Below are 15,562 nucleotides of genomic sequence, written 5' to 3' on the forward strand. Positions count from 1 at the left end.
AGGTTGACGAAGTTAGGTAAACCTAACCTAATATGTCTCCTCGTGCTGAGAACCGACCCGCCGGGCGACACCGCCCCGGCGACCCCCCGATCCTCGGCGGTCCGGCGGCCCCTGCTGCTGGTCGCCGGGCTGTGCGCCCTGGTGCTGTGCGCCGCGCTGAGCCTCGCGCTCGGCTCCCGCTCCGTCCCGCTGACCACCGTCGTCGACGCCCTCACCGGCTCCGCCCACGGCACCGACGCCGACGTGGTGACGGGCCTTCGGGTCCCGCGCACCCTCATCGGGCTGGCGGTCGGCGCCGCGCTCGGCATCGCCGGGGCCGTCGCCCAGGGCGTCACCCGCAACCCGCTGGCCTCGCCGATCACCCTCGGCATCAACGCCGGCGCGAGCCTCGCCGTGGTCGCCGCGATCTACGCCCTGGACCTCTCCCGACCGGTCGAGTACGTCTGGTTCGCCTTCGCCGGCGCGGCCGTCGCCGCCGTCGCCGCGTACGCGATGTCCCGGCGCGGCGGGGACCTCGACCCGGTCCGGCTCGCGCTCGGCGGCACCGTTCTCACCGTGGTGCTCACCTCCTGGACGTCCGCGCTGATGCTGGCCAGCCACCGCACCCTCGACGAGGCCCGGTTCTGGCTGGTCGGTTCGATCGGCGGGCGGCGCCTGGACGCCCTCACCCCCGTCCTGCCGTTCCTCGCCCTCGGCCTGCTGGCCGCGTTCGCCGTCGCGCCCGCGCTCAACGCGCTCGCCCTCGGCGACGAGAGCGCGCAGTCGCTGGGCGTGCCGGTCGCCCGCATCCGGCTGGTCGGCGGACTGGCCGTCGTGCTGCTCGCGGGCGGCGCGGTCGCCGTCGCCGGACCGGTGGCGTTCATCGGACTGGCGGCGCCGCACCTGGCCCGCCCGCTGCTCGGCAACGACCACCGCTGGCTGCTGCCCGGCTGCCTGATCACCGGTCCGCTGCTGCTGCTCACCGCCGACGTGCTCGGCCGGCTCGTGGTGCGCCCCTCCGAGATCGAGGTCGGCATCGTGACCGCCTTCCTCGGCGCGCCGCTGCTCGCCGTGCTCGCCCGGAAGGTGGCCAAGTGACCGCGTCCACCGCCCCGATGGGCGCGATCGCCCGCCGCCGGGCCCGTACCGCCGCGTGGTCCGTGCTCGCCGCCGCCCTGCTGGTCCTGCTCACCGGGATCGCCCTCGGCACCGGCCGGGTGAACATCTCCGCCTGGGACGCGCTGCGCGCCCTGGCCGGGCAGGGCGACGCCGGGAACGTCCTGGTGGTGCAGCAGTTCCGGGCACCCCGGGTGGTGTCCGCGCTGATCGCGGGCGCCGCGCTGGCGATGGCCGGCTCGCTGCTGCAGCGGCTGTTCCGCAACCCGCTGGCCGCCCCCGACACCATCGGCATCACCGGCGGCGCGTCCTTCGGCGCGGTGCTGATGCTCGCCACCGGCGCCTCCCAGCAGCTGATCCCGCTGGCCGCGGTCGGCGGCGGGCTGCTCGCCGCGCTGCTGCTCGGCGGCTTCGCCTGGCGCTCGAAGATGGCCGTCACCCGGCTGGTGCTGGTCGGCCTGGCGGTCCAGCAGGGCCTCGCCGCCGCCGTGAACCTGATGATCGTACGGTTCCCGGCCGAGCTCGCCTCCTCCGCCCTGCAGTGGACCACCGGCTCGCTGTACGGCCGCAACTGGACCGAGGTGTGGACCGCCGGCACCGCCATCGCGCTCACCACCGCCGGCCTGGTCCTGTGCCGGCGCCGCGTCGCCGTCCTCGACCTCGGCGACGACTCCGCCGGCGCCCTCGGCCTCGACCCCGGCCGCGACCGGCTCCGGCTGCTGCTGCTCACCATCACGCTCGCCTCACTCGCCGCCGCCCTCACCGGGCCGGTCGCCTTCGTCGCCCTCGCCGTCCCGCACCTGGTCCGGCTGCTCGCCGGACCGCCCACCCTCGGCACCCTCGGCCTCACCGCGCTCACCGGCGCCGTGCTGCTGCTCTCCGCCGACCTCCTCGTCCTCCACGTGATCCCCGTCCACGGGCTGCCGGTCGGTGCCGTCACCGCCACCCTCGGCGCGCCCTGGCTCCTGGTGCTGATGATCCGCCAGGGCCGGCTTCCCCAGAGGAGCAGCTGATGACCAGCGCCACCGCCGGCTCCGCCAACCGGCTCGCCACCCGCGGGCTCGGACTGCGCTACGGCGAGCGGACCATCGTCGACGGCCTCGACCTCGAGCTGCCCGGCGGCGCCGTCACCGCCATCGTCGGGCCCAACGCCTGCGGCAAGTCCACCCTGCTGCGCGGACTCGTCCGCCTGCTCGACCCGGCCGCCGGCACCGTCACCCTCGACGGCGCCGACATCCACCGGATGCCCGCCCGCGACCTCGCCAAGCGGATGGGCCTGCTGCCGCAGCAGCCCGTCACCCCCGAGGCCGTCACCGTCGAGGCGCTGGTCCGGCTCGGCCGCTACCCGCACCAGCGGATGCTCAGCCCGTGGGGCAAGGCCGACCAGGCCGCCGTCGAGGAGGCGCTGCGGCGCACCGGCACCGCCGAACTGCGCGACCGGCAGGTCGACCGGCTCTCCGGCGGGCAGCGCCAGCGGGTGTGGATCGCGCTCGCGCTCGCCCAGGAGACCGACCTGCTGCTCCTCGACGAACCGACCACCTTCCTCGACCTGCGGCACCAGCTCGACGTGCTCGACCTGGTCTCCGACCTGCACGCCGAGGCCGGGCGCACCGTCGTCATGGTGCTGCACGACCTCGGGCAGGCCGCCCGGTACGCCGACCACCTGGTGGTGCTCAAGGACGGGCGGCTCGCCGCCGCCGGGCCGCCCGCCGAGGTGCTGACCGCCGAGCTGGTGGAGGCCGTCTTCCAGGTGCCCTGCCGGGTGGTGCCCGACCCGGAGACCGGCACGCCGCTGGTCGTGCCCCGGGGCCGGCGCCGCGCCGGCAACGCCGCTGCTGCTGCTGCTTCCTGAACTCCCCCCGTCCGTAGTCCTGTTCCCCCTGCTCGATCCCGTTCGATCCGCTCTCCCGACGCAAGGAATCCCCGATGAACCGCCGACTGCCCGTCGCCGTCCTCGCCGCCGCCCTCTCCACCACCCTGCTCGCCGCCTGCGGCAGCGGCGGGGGCGACGACAAGTCGGCGGGAGGCGACACCGCCGCCTCCTCCTCCGCCGCGCCCGGCAGCGCCGCCGCGTTCCCGCGCAGCGTCAAGCACGCCGCCGGCACGGCCGAGATCAAGGCCCAGCCCAAGCGCGTCGTGGTGCTGGACAGCGGCGAGCTCGACGACGTCACGCTGCTCGGCATCACGCCGGTCGGGGCGGTGTCCCCGCACATGAAGACCGAGGGCGGGTTCCCGAACTACCTCAAGGACAAGATCAAGGACACCAAGGACGTCGGCCCGATGAACGAGCCGAACCTGGAGCTGATCGCCTCCCTCAAGCCCGACCTGATCCTGTCCTCCAAGGTCCGCCACGCCAAGGTGTACGACCAGCTGAACGCGATCGCGCCGACCGTGCTCGCCGAGACCACCGGGTTCCCGTGGAAGGACAACCTCGCGCTGTACGCCCAGGCGCTCGGCAAGGAGGACGAGGCGAAGAAGGCCCTCGCCGACTACGAGGCGCGCGCGAAGAAGCTGGGCGAGGCGATCAAGGCGAAGAACAACGGGACGATGCCGACCGCCTCGGTGGTCCGCTTCGTCGCCGGGCCGACCCGCCTGTACGCCAAGTCCTCCTACAGCGGCGTGGTCCTGAAGGACGTCGGCCTGACCCGCCCGGCCGCGCAGGACGTCGACAAGAACATCATCGAGGTCAGTGCCGAGCAGATCGGCCAGGCCGACGCCGACCTGGTGTTCGTCACCACCGCCGACGACCCGACCAAGACCAAGGAGAGCGAGGTCCAGCAGACCCCGGTCTGGCAGGGCCTGAACGCCGTCAAGAACAACAAGGTCGTCAACGTGCCGGACGAGACCTGGATGTCCGGCATCGGCGTCCAGGCCGCCGACGCGATGCTCGTCGACATCGCCAAGGCCGCCGGGGTCGACGCGCCCAAGTAGGGGCGCCGACGGATGACGACGAACAGCTGACAGCTTTCAACTTTCAACATCTGTTATCTGTCAGCTGTCAGTTGTCCGTTGTCCGCTGTCCGCTGTCCGCCATCAGCTGCCCCCCACCGTCCGCTGCTCGCCGCCCGCTCCACCTGCCACGCCTCCGAGGAAACCCCATGCGGCTCTACCTGCTCGCCCTCAACCCCACCGACTCGGTCACCCGCGGCTTCCTGCCCGCCGCCGCCCGGCTCGGCCTCGACGTCACCGTCCTCACCGACCACGTCGAGGACCACCGACGCGCCTACGCCGACGCGGACTTCGCGTGCGAGGTGCTGGAGTGCGACGTCCAGGACTTCCGCGAGGTCATCGGAACGATCTCCCAACACCACACGCCCGACGCGGTGTTCAGCAACAGCGACCACCTGCAGACCCAGACCGCGCTGGTCGCCGAGTACTTCGGCCTCACCGGCAAGGACTGGAAGGCCTCGCTGCGGGCCAAGAACAAGGGCGAGCTGCGCCGCCACCTCGCCGACACCGGCCTGGACCGCGTCTGGTCCGCCGAGCTGGCCCCCGGGCAGGATCCGGCCGGGCTCACCCCGCCGTTCCCCTGCATCGTCAAGCCGCGCGAGGGCGTCGCCAGCGAGGACGTCACCCTGGTCGCCGACGCCGCCGAACTCGCCCTGCGCGTCGAGCAGATCCGGCAGCGGCGGCCCGCCGCCACGCTGGTCGTCGAGGAGTTCCTGGCCGGCGAACTGTGCACCCTGGAGACCCTCGGCGACGGCCACGCCCGGCACGTCCTGGGCGGCTTCCGCACCCGGCTCTCCCCGCCGCCGGACTTCATCGAGGAAGTCCTGACCTTCACCCCGGCACACCCCCGCCCGGTGGTCGACCAGGTGCTCGCCCAGCTCGACGCGCTCGGCGTCGGACTCGGCGCCTGCCACACCGAGTTCGTCCTCCAGCCGGACGGCCGTGCCCGCATCATCGAGGTCAACTACCGTGCCATCGGCGACCAGTGCGACCTGATGCTCGCCGAGATCCTCCGACTCCCCTACTTCGAGCTGGTCCTGCGCGCCCACCTCGGCGAGGCCCTGCCCGCCGACCTCGGCGCCCGCACCGGCCTTCGGGCCCGGCACGAGCGCGTCTGCGCGGACCGGGCCGGCACCCTCACCGCCGCACCCGAGCCGCACTTCGAGCGACGGACGGACGGCGTCACCCTCTCCTACCGGCCGGTGCGCGAGATCGGCGCCCGGCACGACCTCTACCGCACCAACCGCGACTACCTGGGCATCGTCTGGGCGGTCGGCCCGGACCAGGGCGCGGTGGACGCCGCCGTGGCGGACTTCATCGCCGCCAACCGTTGGGAGATCGCCTCATGAAGCCCGCCGCCCCAGCCCACACGCCCACGGCGGCCCCGGCAGCCCCGGCAGCCCCGGCGGCCCGCACGGCCGTGGCCACCACTCCCGCGGCCCGGACTCCGGCGGAGCAGCTGACCCTGCGCGTCCTGTCCGCGCTGCTGCGCGAGGACGTCCTCGGCCTGCGCACCCGTGGAGTGCTCCAGCACCGCGCGGACGGCCCCTGGTTGAGCGACGGCACGCTCGCCCTGCCCGTCGCCCCGGACGGCTTCCAGGGCGACCACGCCGCCCGGCGGCCGGAGTTGGAGACGGACGGCGTCCTGCTCACCGAGCTGCCCGCCGTCCTGGCCCTCCTCGCCGACCGCGCCGACCCGCTCGACCGGCCCGGCCACCGGGCCTTCGCCGAGGAGTGCCGGCAGACCCTCGCCACCACCGAACTCCATGACCGGGTACGGCCCGAGGTGCACGCCGCCCTCGCCGCCCGCTACGGCGCGGACGTCGCCGACTGGACCGGCCCGCACGCCGCCCTCGGCTTCGAAGCCCTCGCCGCCTTCCTCGACCACCCGGTCTACCCGACCGCGCGCGGCCGCGCCGGCCTGGGTGAACCGCAACTTCGCGCGTACGCGCCGGAGTTCCACCCCTCCTTCGAACTTCGCTGGCTTGCCGTACCGGCCGCGCACCTGACCGTGCACGGGGACGGGCCGCTGCCCGCCTGGTGGCCGACCGCCGAACAGCTGGGCGTCCCGGGCGCACCGGGCGAGTTCCGAACCGTCCCGGTCCACCCGCTCACCGCCGGCGAGGACTTCGAGCGGATCGCCCCCGGCTCGGTGCTCGCCCCGGAGCCGTACCTCACGGTGCTGCCGACGCTGTCGATGCGCACCGTCGCCGTCGCCCAGGACCCGTCCTGGCACCTCAAACTCCCGCTCGCCACCGCCACCCTGGGCCTGCGCAACCGGCGCACCATCAAGCCCGTCACCCTGGTCAACGGGGCGGTCGGGCAGCGCCTGGTGGAGGCCGTGGCCGCCCGCGAGCCGCAGTTCACCGGACGGGTGCTGCACGCCGACGAGCAGCACTTCGCGCACGCCGACGACGAGTTGCTGGCCGTCCTCTGCCGCCGCTACCCGGACGGCCTGGACGACGCCGTCACCGTGCCGCTGGCCGCCCTGCTCGCCGAGGCGCCCGGCGGGCGGCTGGTGATCGACCACCTCGCCGACCGCTTCTACGGTGGTTCCGTCCTCGCCCTGTACGAGGACCTGCTGCGGCTGCTGGTCGACTGGCAGACCACCCTGTTCGGCCACGGCATCGCCCTGGAGTCGCACCAGCAGAACACCTCCCTGGTCCTCGACGGGACCGGCCTGCGGCTGCTCTACAAGGACAACGACGGCCCCCGGATCAACACCGCCCGGCTGACGACCGGCAGCACCACCACCGGCACCGGCACCGGCGGCATCGACGAACTCGCCCCGCTGGCCGCCGAGTTCCGCGACCCCCGAATCCTCGTCGACCAGGACCGCGCGCTCACCGACCTGTTCACCACGATCACCGGGCACCTGTGCACGGCCTCCCTCGCCTTCGGCCTCGCCGAACACGGCCGCGCCCCGCTGGAGCGGACCCTGGGGCTGCTGCGCGACACCCTCGCCACGGCGATCGACCGGCTGGGCCCGGCCGGCCGGCCGCTGCGGACCGCCCTGCTGGACGCCGAACGGCTGCCGGTCAAGGCCATGGTGAGCGCCGGCACGCTGCTCAGCAAGGAACGCAGCGGAGCCGCCGACATCAACAAGCACTACACCGACGGCCCCAACTACCTGCTGCCGAAGAGCCGTACGCGATGAGCCTGGACACCCTGCCCCGGCGGGCACCGGGCGTCGCACTGGACCGCGGCCAGGTGCACGCCATCGCCGCCTGCTACTTCGTCGCCTCCTTCGCCGCCCTCGGCCTGCCGCCGTACCTCAGCGAGATCCTCCCCGGCCTCGGCGACCGCGACGGGCACTGGGCGGGCCTGCTCTACATCGCGCCGACCGTCTTCACCGCCCTCGGCGCGCCGCTGTGGGGCCGGCTGGCCGACCGGTTCGGCCAGAAGCGGCTGCTGCTGCGCGCCCAACTCGGCCTCACCGTCTCGTTCCTGCTCGCCGGAGCCGCCGACAGCCTGCCCGCGTTCACCTGCGCGCTGGTGCTCCAGGGCTTCCTCGGCGGCACCTTCTCCGCCACCAACGGCTACCTCGCCGCCGCCCTGGACGGCACCCACCTGTCCAAGGCGCTCACCCTGATGCAGGGCAGCGCCCGGGCCGCCCTGGTCGCCGCGCCGATCCTGGTGGGCGCGCTGTCGCCGTGGATCGACCCGCACCGGCAGTACCTCGTGATGGCGGTCCTGCCGCTGACCGCCGCGGTGCTGCTCGGCTTCCTGCCCGAGCCGGCTCGCCGGGCCGCCGCCGCCACCGCCACCGCCACCGCCACCGCCAGCAGGGCCGGGGTCCGCGCCGAACGCTCGGGCGACCCGCCGGGCTCGCTCAAGCTGCTCTACACCTTCGAGTTCGCGTTCGTCTTCGCCACCGTGATCTCCTTCCCCTACCTGATCACCCTGGTGCACGAGCGGCTGCCGGGCGCAGGAGCCGCGGTCGCGGGGATCCTCTTCGCGCTGCCGCACCTGGTCTACCTGGTCGCCGCCGGGCGGGTGCACGCCGCCGTCCAGGCGAGACCCCGCACCGGCCTCGCCCTCGGCTTCGCCCTGGTCGCCCTCGGCCTGGCCGGACACGCCCCCGCCCACTCCCTGCCCGCCTTCGTCCTCACCCGGGCCGCACTCGGGCTCGGCATGACGCTCGGCCTGGTCTGCCTCGCCGTCCTCGCCGCCGAGGCCGCCCGCGGCCGCGCGCCGGGCCGGATGTTCGGCACCCGCGAGACCGTCTCCAAGTGCGGCGCCGTCGCCGCCGGGCTCGCCGCCGCGCTGGTCAACAGCAGCGGCGGACCGGCCGCCCCCGTCGTCACCGGCACCGTCGCCGCCCTGGCCGCCGCCCTCCTCGCCCTCCTGACCCGTAGGAGCACCCGATGACCACCCGTATGGCACTCCCGCAGTCCGCCACCGCCGGACTCCCCGCCACTCCCGAACTCCCCTCCGCCGACGAGGCGGTGGCCCACACCCTGCTCAACTGCCTGCTGCGCGAGGTGTCCGCGCCCGAGCACCAGACCGCCGTGGACGACGGCCGCCTGCTGCTGCGCCTGCCTCGCCGCGGCACCCTGCTGCGAGTCGCCCTGCGCCGCACCTCGCTGCTCGGCGCACACCGCTTCACCGGGCCGGTCTCCGAGGAAACCCCGGACGGCTGGAGCGAGTTGGACTGGCGCACGCTCGCCGAGCACGTCCAGCACGAACTGGAGCTGCGCACCGGCACCGCGAACGAGGAGTTCGTCGCCCAGGTGGCGTCCAGCCACGACGGCGTCCGCGCGGGCCTGACCGACCGCCCCGAGGCCGACCGTCCCGAGGCCGACCGCTCCGATGACGCCGGGACGGGGGCCGCCCGCGCCGACCGGTACCTGGAGTCCGAGCAGGCCCTGCTGTTCGGCCACCGCTTCCACCCCGCGCCCAAGTCCCGTTCCGCCGCCCGGGGCGACTGGCGCGACTACGCCCCGGAGTCCCGCGCCGCCTTCCCGCTGCGCCACCTCGCGGTGCGCGCCGACCTGCTTGCCGAGGAGTCCGCCGACGACCGGGCCACCGCCCTGCTCGACGGCCTCGGCGAAGTCCCGGCCGGCTACCGCCTGTTGCCCGCCCACCCGTGGCAGTACCAGCTGATCGGCGACCACCCGCTGCTGCGCCGCGCCCTGCGCAGCGGCGACGTCCTGGACCTCGGCCCGCGCGGCGAGCGCTTCACCGCCACCGCCTCGGTGCGCACCCTGCACGGTGCGGACGCCTTCCTCAAGTTCAGCCTCGACGTACGCATCACCAACTGCCTGCGCAAGAACGCCGCGTACGAGCTGACCGGCGCCGTCACCCTCACCCGGCTGCTCGCCCCGGTGCTCACCGACCTCGCCCGGCGCTTCCCGGACGCCGCGATGCTGCGCGAGCCCGCCTTCCGCACCCTCGCCCTGCCCGGCCCGGACGGCCGCCCCGACCTGGCACTGTTCGAGGGCTTCGGCCTGATCGTGCGCGACGGCCTCGGCGACGTGCTGCGCCCCGGCGTCACCCCGCTGCTCGCGGCCGCCGTCGCCGACGAGTACCCGACCAGCTCCGCACACATCTCCCGCCTGCTGGACGGGAGTTCGGACGCGTCTTCGGTGCTCGGCTGGTGGCGCGACTACCTGCGGCTGCTCGTCCCGCCGGTGCTGGCGGCCTACTTCGACCACGGCGTGGTGCTGGAGCCGCACCTGCAGAACGTGCTCATCGGCGTCGACGACACCGGACGCCCCGCCCAGGTGCTGTTCCGCGACCTGGAGGGCACCAAGCTCGTCCCCGAGCACAACGCCGGCCTGCTCGCCGCCCTGCCGCCCGAGGTCGCCGGCCCGATGACCTACGACGCCGAGCGCGGCTGGGACCGGGTGGTCTACTGCCTGCTGGTCAACCACGCCGCCGAACTCCTGGCCGCATTGGCCGACTTGCGCCCCGAGCTGGAGGGCAGGCTCTGGCAGGCCGTCCGGGACACCCTCGAGGAGTTCGCCGCCGCGCACGGCCGCCCGCCTCGGCTGCGGGCGCTGCTGGCCGGTGTCCCGCTGCCCGCGAAGGCCAACCTGCTGACCCGCTGGGAGCGCCGCGCCGACCGCGAGGCCGGCTACGTCCGACTGCCCTCGCCGCTGGCCGGCTCCGTCCTCGCCGAGGCCGCCCGCATGCCCGCCCACCCCTCCGCTGGGAGCGCCGCCCGATGACCGACTCCGTCCGCGACCACGCCACCGGCCTCACCGCCGAAGAACTCCCCGCCTACATCTACGACTTGACGGCGCTGCGCGAACACGCCGCCGCCGTCCGGGCCGCCCTGCCCGAGCGGGTCGAGCTGTACTACGCCGCCAAGGCCAACCCGGAGGCGCCACTGCTGCGCGCGCTGCGCGACGCGGTGGACGGCTACGAGGTCTCCAGCGGCGGGGAGTTGGCGCACGTACGGGCTGCCGTGCCGGGCGCACCGCTGGCCTTCGGCGGGCCCGGCAAGACCCCGGCCGAGATCGCCACCGCCCTGGACGCCGGCGTGCACCGCTGGCACGTCGAGAGCGAGCAGGAGCTGCACCGGCTCGCCGCCGCACTCGCCGACCGGCCGCAGGCCCGGACGGTGGACGTGCTGCTACGGGTCAACCTGCCGGTCGGCGAAGGCGCGTTGGACGCGGTGGCGCTGGCGATGGGCGGGCGGCCGACGCCGTTCGGCCTCGACCCGGATCAGGCCGAGGAGTGCGTCCGGCTGCTCACCGGCGGCGGCCCGCTCGGCCGGCGGCTGCTGCTGCGCGGGGTGCACGCCCACCTGGCCAGCGGACTCGCGGCGGCGGAGCAACTGGCCGTCGCCGAGCGGATCGTCGAGTGGTCGGCGGCGCTGGCCGACCGGCACGGCTTCCCGCTGGAGGAGGTCAACATCGGCGGCGGCATGGCCGTCGACTACGACGACCCGGCGGCGCGTTTCGACTGGACGGCCTTCGGCGAGGGCCTGGCCAAGCTGCTCGACGCCCACCCAGGGCTGCGCCTGCGGATCGAACCGGGCCGGGCGCTGACCGCGCACTGCGGCTGGTACGCCACGGAGGTCCTGGACGTGAAGCGCAGCCACGGCGAGGACTTCGCGGTGGTCCGCGGCGGCACCCACCACCTGCGCACCCCCGCCACCCGGGGGCACTCGCAGCCGTTCGAGGTGCTGCCGGTCGACGCCTGGCCGCACCCGTGGCCGCGCCCCGCAGTCACCACCGGCCGCGCCACCCTGGCCGGGCAGCTCTGCACCCCGAAGGACGTCCTGGCCCGGGCGGCGAAGGAAGCGGACGGACTGCGGACGGCGGACCGCGTGCTGTTCGCCATGGCGGGGGCGTACGCCTGGAACATCTCGCACCACGAGTTCCTGATGCACCCGCACCCGGGATTCCACTACCTGGGCGAGTGACCTCTGGGCCAACGACGAGACGGCCGGCGGCCGGCGGCCCCCACGAACAGCGGACGACAGACGGCGAACAACGAACAGCGAACAGATTTCAGATAACAGCTTTCAACATCTGTTATCTGAAATCTGAACGCTGAAACCTGTTCGCTGTCACCCACCCCCCACCCCACCGCCCTCGGCCCGCCACCACCCCCCTCCGCTCGTACGTGCGAAAGTGGTACCGGCGAAGGGAGCGCGAAGGTGCTGATGGACAGGGTGGCGGAGATACTCGCCGAGGCGTCGGCCGAGGCGGTGGAACCGCGCTTCCGGGCACTGGCCTCCGGCGAGGTGATGGAGAAGGCCCCCGGCGAGCTGGTCACCGTCGCCGACCGCGACGCCGAGGCGATCATCACGCGGCGGCTGCGCGAGCTGCTGCCCGTCCCGGTGGTCGGGGAGGAGGCCGTCGCCGCCGACCCGTCGCTCGCGCTGGCCCTGCGCTCCGAGCCGGCGGTCTGGCTGGTCGACCCGGTGGACGGCACGTCCAACTTCGTGGCCGGCCGCCCCGACTACGCCGTGATGTGCTCGCTGGTGCGCAGCGGGCGGACGGTCGCCTCGTGGATCTGGCAGCCCGAGTTCGCGGCCTGCTACCGGGCGGAGCTCGGCTCCGGCGCCTGGCGGGACGGCGAGCGCCTGTCCCGTCCGCCCGCACCCGCCGACGCCGGGAAGCTGTCGGGCATCCTGAAGAGCCGCTTCGTGGACCCGGACCACCGCCACCGCCTGGAGGCCAACTGCGCGGCGTTCGGCGAGGTCGATCCCGGCCGCAGTGCCGCCGGGATCGAGTACCCGGGTGTCGCGGACGGCCGGTTCGACTTCATCTTCTACTGGCGCACCCTGCCCTGGGACCACGCCCCCGGCTCGCTGCTGGTCACCGAGGCCGGCGGCGTCTCGGCCCGGATGGACGGCTCCGCCTACCGCCCCGAGGCCCCCGGATGCGAGGACGGCCTCCTGGTGGCCGCCGACCCGGCGACCTGGGAGCTCACCCGCGCCGTCCTCATGGCCGACTGACCCCGGCCCCGACCCCGACCGCGACCCCGACCGGCCAGCCCGCCGGGCCCGACCCGCCCCAGCCGTCACCGAGCGATCCGCCCGGCCTCAGCCGGCCCGCTCCCCCGCGACCTTGCGCCCCGCCCCCACCACGTCGCGCAGCAGCGCGCCGACCTCGCCGACCGTGGTGTGCGGGTTGAGCAGCGTCAGCTTGAGCCGCACCCGGCCCGGCCCTTCGCCGGGCAGTTCGGTGCGCCCGACGACGGCCCGGCCCGAGCGCAGCAGCAGTCGGCGCAGCTGCCCGTTCAGGTCGTCGACGGCCTGGTCGGCGAGGCCCGGCGGCCGGTAGCGGAACAGCAGGGCGGTGAGCACCGGTTCGGCGTGGAGTTCGAGCAGCGGTTCGGCGCGGACGGCGTCGGCGGCGGCGCGCGCGAGGTCGTGGCAGGCGTCGACCAGGCGGCCGAGTCCGTCGCGGCCCAGGGTGCGCAGGGTGACGGCGAGTTTGAAGGCGTCGGCCCGGCGGGTGGTGCGCAGGGAGCGGCCGAGCAGGCTGGGGTAGCCGGCCCGTTCGTCGTCGACGGGGTTGAGGTACTCGGCGCGGCGGGCGAGGGAGACGTAGGTCTCGGCGCGCCGGACGAGGAAGATTCCGGCGGCGGCGGGCTGCCAGCCGAGTTTGTGCCAGTCGAGGGAGACGGAGTCGGCGCGGGCGATGCCGTCGAGGAGCGGGGCGAGCCGGTCGGAGAGCAGGGCGCCGCCGCCGTACGCGGCATCGACGTGCAGCCAGGCGCCGTAGCGGCCGGCGAGGTCGGCGGCGGCGTGCAGCGGGTCGACGGCGCCGGTGTCGGTGGTGCCGGCAGTGGCGACGACGGCGACGGGGGTGCGGCCGGCCCAGCTGGCCTCGGCCATGGCGCGTTCCAACTCGTCCTCGCGCATGCGCAGTTGCCGGTCGACGGCGACGGGGACGACGGCCCGTTCGCCGAGTCCGAGGAGTGCGGCGGCGCGTTGGACGGAGAAGTGCGCGGCCTCGGAGGCGAGGATGCAGGGGCGGACGCCGGCCGGGATGCCGTCCAACTCGACGATGCCGTCGAGTTTCTGGTCGCGCGCGAGCATCAGTCCCATCAGGTTGGACTCGGTGCCGCCGGAGGTGAGGACGCCGGCCGCGCGCTGGGGCTCGTAGCCGACGAGGGCGGCGAGTTCGGCGAGCACCGCGGTTTCGAGGGCGGTGGCGGCGGGGGCTTGGTCCCAGGAGTCCTGGGAGGGGTTGAGGGCGCTGACGGCGAGGTCGGCGGCGGCGGCGACGGCGAGCGGCGGGCAGTGCAGGTGGGCGGCGCAGGCCGGGTCGGCGGGGTCGGCTGCGCCGTAGGCGAGGAGTTCGGTGAGCCGGGCGAGCGCGTCGCGGCCGCCCGCGCCGGCGAGGGCGTCGGCGACGAGGGCGGTGATCTCGGCGGGGCTGCCGGCGGGCAGCGGTCCGGCGCGCAGCACGATGCCGGCTTCGAGCGCGTCGAGGACGGTGGCGAGCAGCGGCGCGAGCGTGCCGGGCCCGCCCGCACCGCCGGCGAGGGCGTCCAACGGGACGGCACTGTCGGGCAGTTCGGGCACACCGCCCTCCGGACCGCGCCCCGAGCCGGAGCCCGAACCGGGACCCGAACCGGGACCCGAACCGGAGCCGGAGCCGGTCCCGCCGCTCACCGTTCCCTCCGCGTGCCCGCCGCACCCGCCGGGACGGCCGCCGCAGCGGCCGCGATGGCGTCGCCGAGCCGGTCGAGCACCGCCTCGACCTGCTCGTCGGTGATGGTGAGCGGCGGGAGCAGCCGCAGCACCGCGTCATGGCGGCCGCCGAGTTCGACGATCAGCCCGCGCGCCAGGCAGGCCTCGCGGACGCGGACGGCGAGCGCGGGGTCGGCCGGGCGGGCGCCGCAGGCGTCGGGTTCGGCGGCGGGGTCGACGAGTTCGACGCCGAGCATCAGCCCGCGCCCGCGCACGTCGCCGATGACGGGCAGTTCGGCGGCGAGGGCGCGCAGCCGTGCGATCATCCGTTCGCCGAGCACGGCGGCCCGGTCGGCGAGGCCGTGGGCGGCGACGTGGCGCAGGGTGGCGGCCCCGGCGGCCATGGCGAGGGTGTTGCCGCGGAAGGTGCCGGTGTGGGCGCCGGGCCGCCAGCCGTCGTAGTCCTCGCGGTAGACCACGACGGCGAGCGGCAGGCTGCCGCCGATGGCCTTGGAGAGCACCATGGCGTCCGGGACGATGCCGCTGTGTTCGACGGCCCACATCGCGCCGGTGCGGCCGACGCCGGTCTGCACCTCGTCGACGATCAGCGGGATGCCGCGTTCGGCGGTGATCCGGCGCATCGCGCGCAGCCAGCCGTCCGGCGCGGGGACGACGCCGCCCTCGCCCTGGACGGCCTCCAGGACCATCGCGGCGGGCGGGACGACACCGCCGGAGGGGTCGTCGAGCAGTCGTTCCACGTAGGTGGCGGCGAGGTCGGCGCCGGCCTCGCCGCCGATCCCGAACGGGCAGCGGTAGCCGTACGGGTAGGGCAGCCGGACGACCTCGCCGCCGCCGGGCAGCGGTTCCTTGACGGCGACGTTGCCGGTGAGGGCGAGGGCGCCGGCGGTCATGCCGTGGTAGGCGCCGGTGAAGGCGAGCGCGCCGGAGCGGCCGGTGGCGGTCTGCATCAGCTTGAGCGCGGCCTCGACGGCGTCGGTGCCGGCCGGTCCGCAGAAGTGGATCCGGGCGCGGGCGGCGAACTCGGCGGGCAGGCTCTCGAAGAGGGCGCTGGTGAAGTCGTCCTTCTCGGCGGTGGCGAGGTCGAGCAGGTGCAGCGGGGCGCCGCTGTCGAGGGTGCGGCGGATCGCCTCCAGCACCACGGGGTGGTTGTGGCCGAGCGCGAGCGTGCCGGCGCCGGAGAGGCAGTCGAGGTAGCGCCGCCCGTCCGCGCCTTCGACGGTCATGCCGTGGGCGCGGACGGGGACGATGGGGAAGGACCGGGCGTACGTGCGGGCGGCGGACTCGCGGACGCGCTGGCGCCGCAGGATGGCCTCGCCGGGGGCGGCCGCGGCTCCGTTGGCGGGGGCCCCGGAGGCGGCCTGGGCGGGTACGGCGGCGAGCGACAAGACGGACCCC

At 75.0% G+C, this 15,562-nt stretch carries 11 protein-coding genes and 1 pseudogene; 10 read left to right on the top strand and 2 right to left on the bottom strand.

From position 1 onward, the window contains the following. The first annotated feature begins 42 nt into the window (after positions 1-42). The 10 genes and pseudogenes from AB2U05_RS05835 to AB2U05_RS05880 all read left to right on the top strand — a co-directional run bounded on the left by AB2U05_RS05835 (position 43) and on the right by AB2U05_RS05880 (position 12,460). Positions 43-1,077 carry a FecCD family ABC transporter permease gene (locus AB2U05_RS05835; RefSeq protein WP_369182603.1) on the top strand — a complete coding sequence of 345 codons (1,035 nt, stop codon included), beginning with the start codon at positions 43-45 and terminating at the stop codon, positions 1,075-1,077. A gap of 17 nt (positions 1,078-1,094) precedes the next feature. Further along, positions 1,095-2,108 carry a FecCD family ABC transporter permease gene (locus AB2U05_RS05840; RefSeq protein ID WP_369185905.1) on the top strand — a complete coding sequence of 338 codons (1,014 nt, stop codon included), beginning with the start codon at positions 1,095-1,097 and terminating at the stop codon, positions 2,106-2,108. Continuing rightward, positions 2,108-2,947: an ABC transporter ATP-binding protein gene (locus AB2U05_RS05845; protein WP_369182604.1), complete on the top strand. Its 840-nt coding sequence runs from the start codon at positions 2,108-2,110 to the stop codon at positions 2,945-2,947. The genes AB2U05_RS05840 and AB2U05_RS05845 overlap by 1 nt, the downstream gene beginning before the upstream one ends. A 74-nt stretch (positions 2,948-3,021) precedes the next feature. Continuing rightward, positions 3,022-4,026 carry an ABC transporter substrate-binding protein gene (locus AB2U05_RS05850; protein WP_369182605.1) on the top strand — a complete coding sequence of 335 codons (1,005 nt, stop codon included), beginning with the start codon at positions 3,022-3,024 and terminating at the stop codon, positions 4,024-4,026. 167 nt (positions 4,027-4,193) lie between these two features. Further along, the gene (locus tag AB2U05_RS05855) at positions 4,194-5,393 is read left to right on the top strand and encodes an acetyl-CoA carboxylase biotin carboxylase subunit family protein (protein ID WP_045709265.1); all 1,200 of its coding nucleotides are present in this window, start codon (positions 4,194-4,196) and stop codon (positions 5,391-5,393) included. 71 nt (positions 5,394-5,464) lie between these two features. Next, positions 5,465-7,201 (top strand): IucA/IucC family protein, encoded by a 1,737-nt coding sequence (locus tag AB2U05_RS05860; RefSeq protein WP_369182606.1) that lies wholly within the window; start codon positions 5,465-5,467, stop codon positions 7,199-7,201. Continuing rightward, on the top strand, positions 7,198-8,415 hold the full coding sequence (locus AB2U05_RS05865) for an MFS transporter (RefSeq protein ID WP_369182607.1): 1,218 nt from the start codon (positions 7,198-7,200) through the stop codon (positions 8,413-8,415). The genes AB2U05_RS05860 and AB2U05_RS05865 overlap by 4 nt, the downstream gene beginning before the upstream one ends. Further along, positions 8,412-10,217: an IucA/IucC family siderophore biosynthesis protein gene (locus AB2U05_RS05870; RefSeq protein ID WP_369182608.1), complete on the top strand. Its 1,806-nt coding sequence runs from the start codon at positions 8,412-8,414 to the stop codon at positions 10,215-10,217. Before AB2U05_RS05865 ends, AB2U05_RS05870 begins: the two co-directional genes overlap by 4 nt. After that, positions 10,217-11,419 (top strand): annotated as a pseudogene (locus AB2U05_RS05875) (type III PLP-dependent enzyme); the annotation flags it as partial. The gene AB2U05_RS05870 and the pseudogene AB2U05_RS05875, both read left to right, overlap by 1 nt. Positions 11,420-11,662: 243 nt before the next feature. After that, a complete protein-coding gene (locus AB2U05_RS05880; protein WP_369185906.1) occupies positions 11,663-12,460 on the top strand; it encodes an inositol monophosphatase in 798 nt (265 codons plus the stop codon). A gap of 87 nt (positions 12,461-12,547) precedes the next feature. Here the strand turns inward: AB2U05_RS05880 and AB2U05_RS05885 are convergent, their stop codons facing one another. Together AB2U05_RS05885 and AB2U05_RS05890 are read right to left on the bottom strand one after the other, a co-directional pair. Next, positions 12,548-14,038 carry an aspartate aminotransferase family protein gene (locus AB2U05_RS05885; protein WP_369182609.1) on the bottom strand — a complete coding sequence of 497 codons (1,491 nt, stop codon included), beginning with the start codon at positions 14,036-14,038 and terminating at the stop codon, positions 12,548-12,550. An 86-nt stretch (positions 14,039-14,124) separates the two neighbouring features. After that, the gene (locus AB2U05_RS05890) at positions 14,125-15,552 is read right to left on the bottom strand and encodes a diaminobutyrate--2-oxoglutarate transaminase (protein ID WP_369182610.1); all 1,428 of its coding nucleotides are present in this window, start codon (positions 15,550-15,552) and stop codon (positions 14,125-14,127) included. Between the last annotated feature and the right edge of the window lie 10 nt (positions 15,553-15,562).

This window comes from Streptomyces sp. Y1, assembly GCF_041053115.1.
GTDB lineage: Bacteria > Actinomycetota > Actinomycetes > Streptomycetales > Streptomycetaceae > Kitasatospora > Kitasatospora rubellomurina.

Coding starts and splice junctions, on each gene's coding strand:
- AB2U05_RS05855 (WP_045709265.1), top strand. CDS start 4,194: ATGCGGCTCTACCTGCTCGCCCTCAACCCCACCGACTCGGTCACCCGC.
- AB2U05_RS05840 (WP_369185905.1), top strand. CDS start 1,095: ATGGGCGCGATCGCCCGCCGCCGGGCCCGTACCGCCGCGTGGTCCGTG.
- AB2U05_RS05845 (WP_369182604.1), top strand. CDS start 2,108: ATGACCAGCGCCACCGCCGGCTCCGCCAACCGGCTCGCCACCCGCGGG.
- AB2U05_RS05850 (WP_369182605.1), top strand. CDS start 3,022: ATGAACCGCCGACTGCCCGTCGCCGTCCTCGCCGCCGCCCTCTCCACC.
- AB2U05_RS05880 (WP_369185906.1), top strand. CDS start 11,663: ATGGACAGGGTGGCGGAGATACTCGCCGAGGCGTCGGCCGAGGCGGTG.
- AB2U05_RS05870 (WP_369182608.1), top strand. CDS start 8,412: ATGACCACCCGTATGGCACTCCCGCAGTCCGCCACCGCCGGACTCCCC.
- AB2U05_RS05865 (WP_369182607.1), top strand. CDS start 7,198: ATGAGCCTGGACACCCTGCCCCGGCGGGCACCGGGCGTCGCACTGGAC.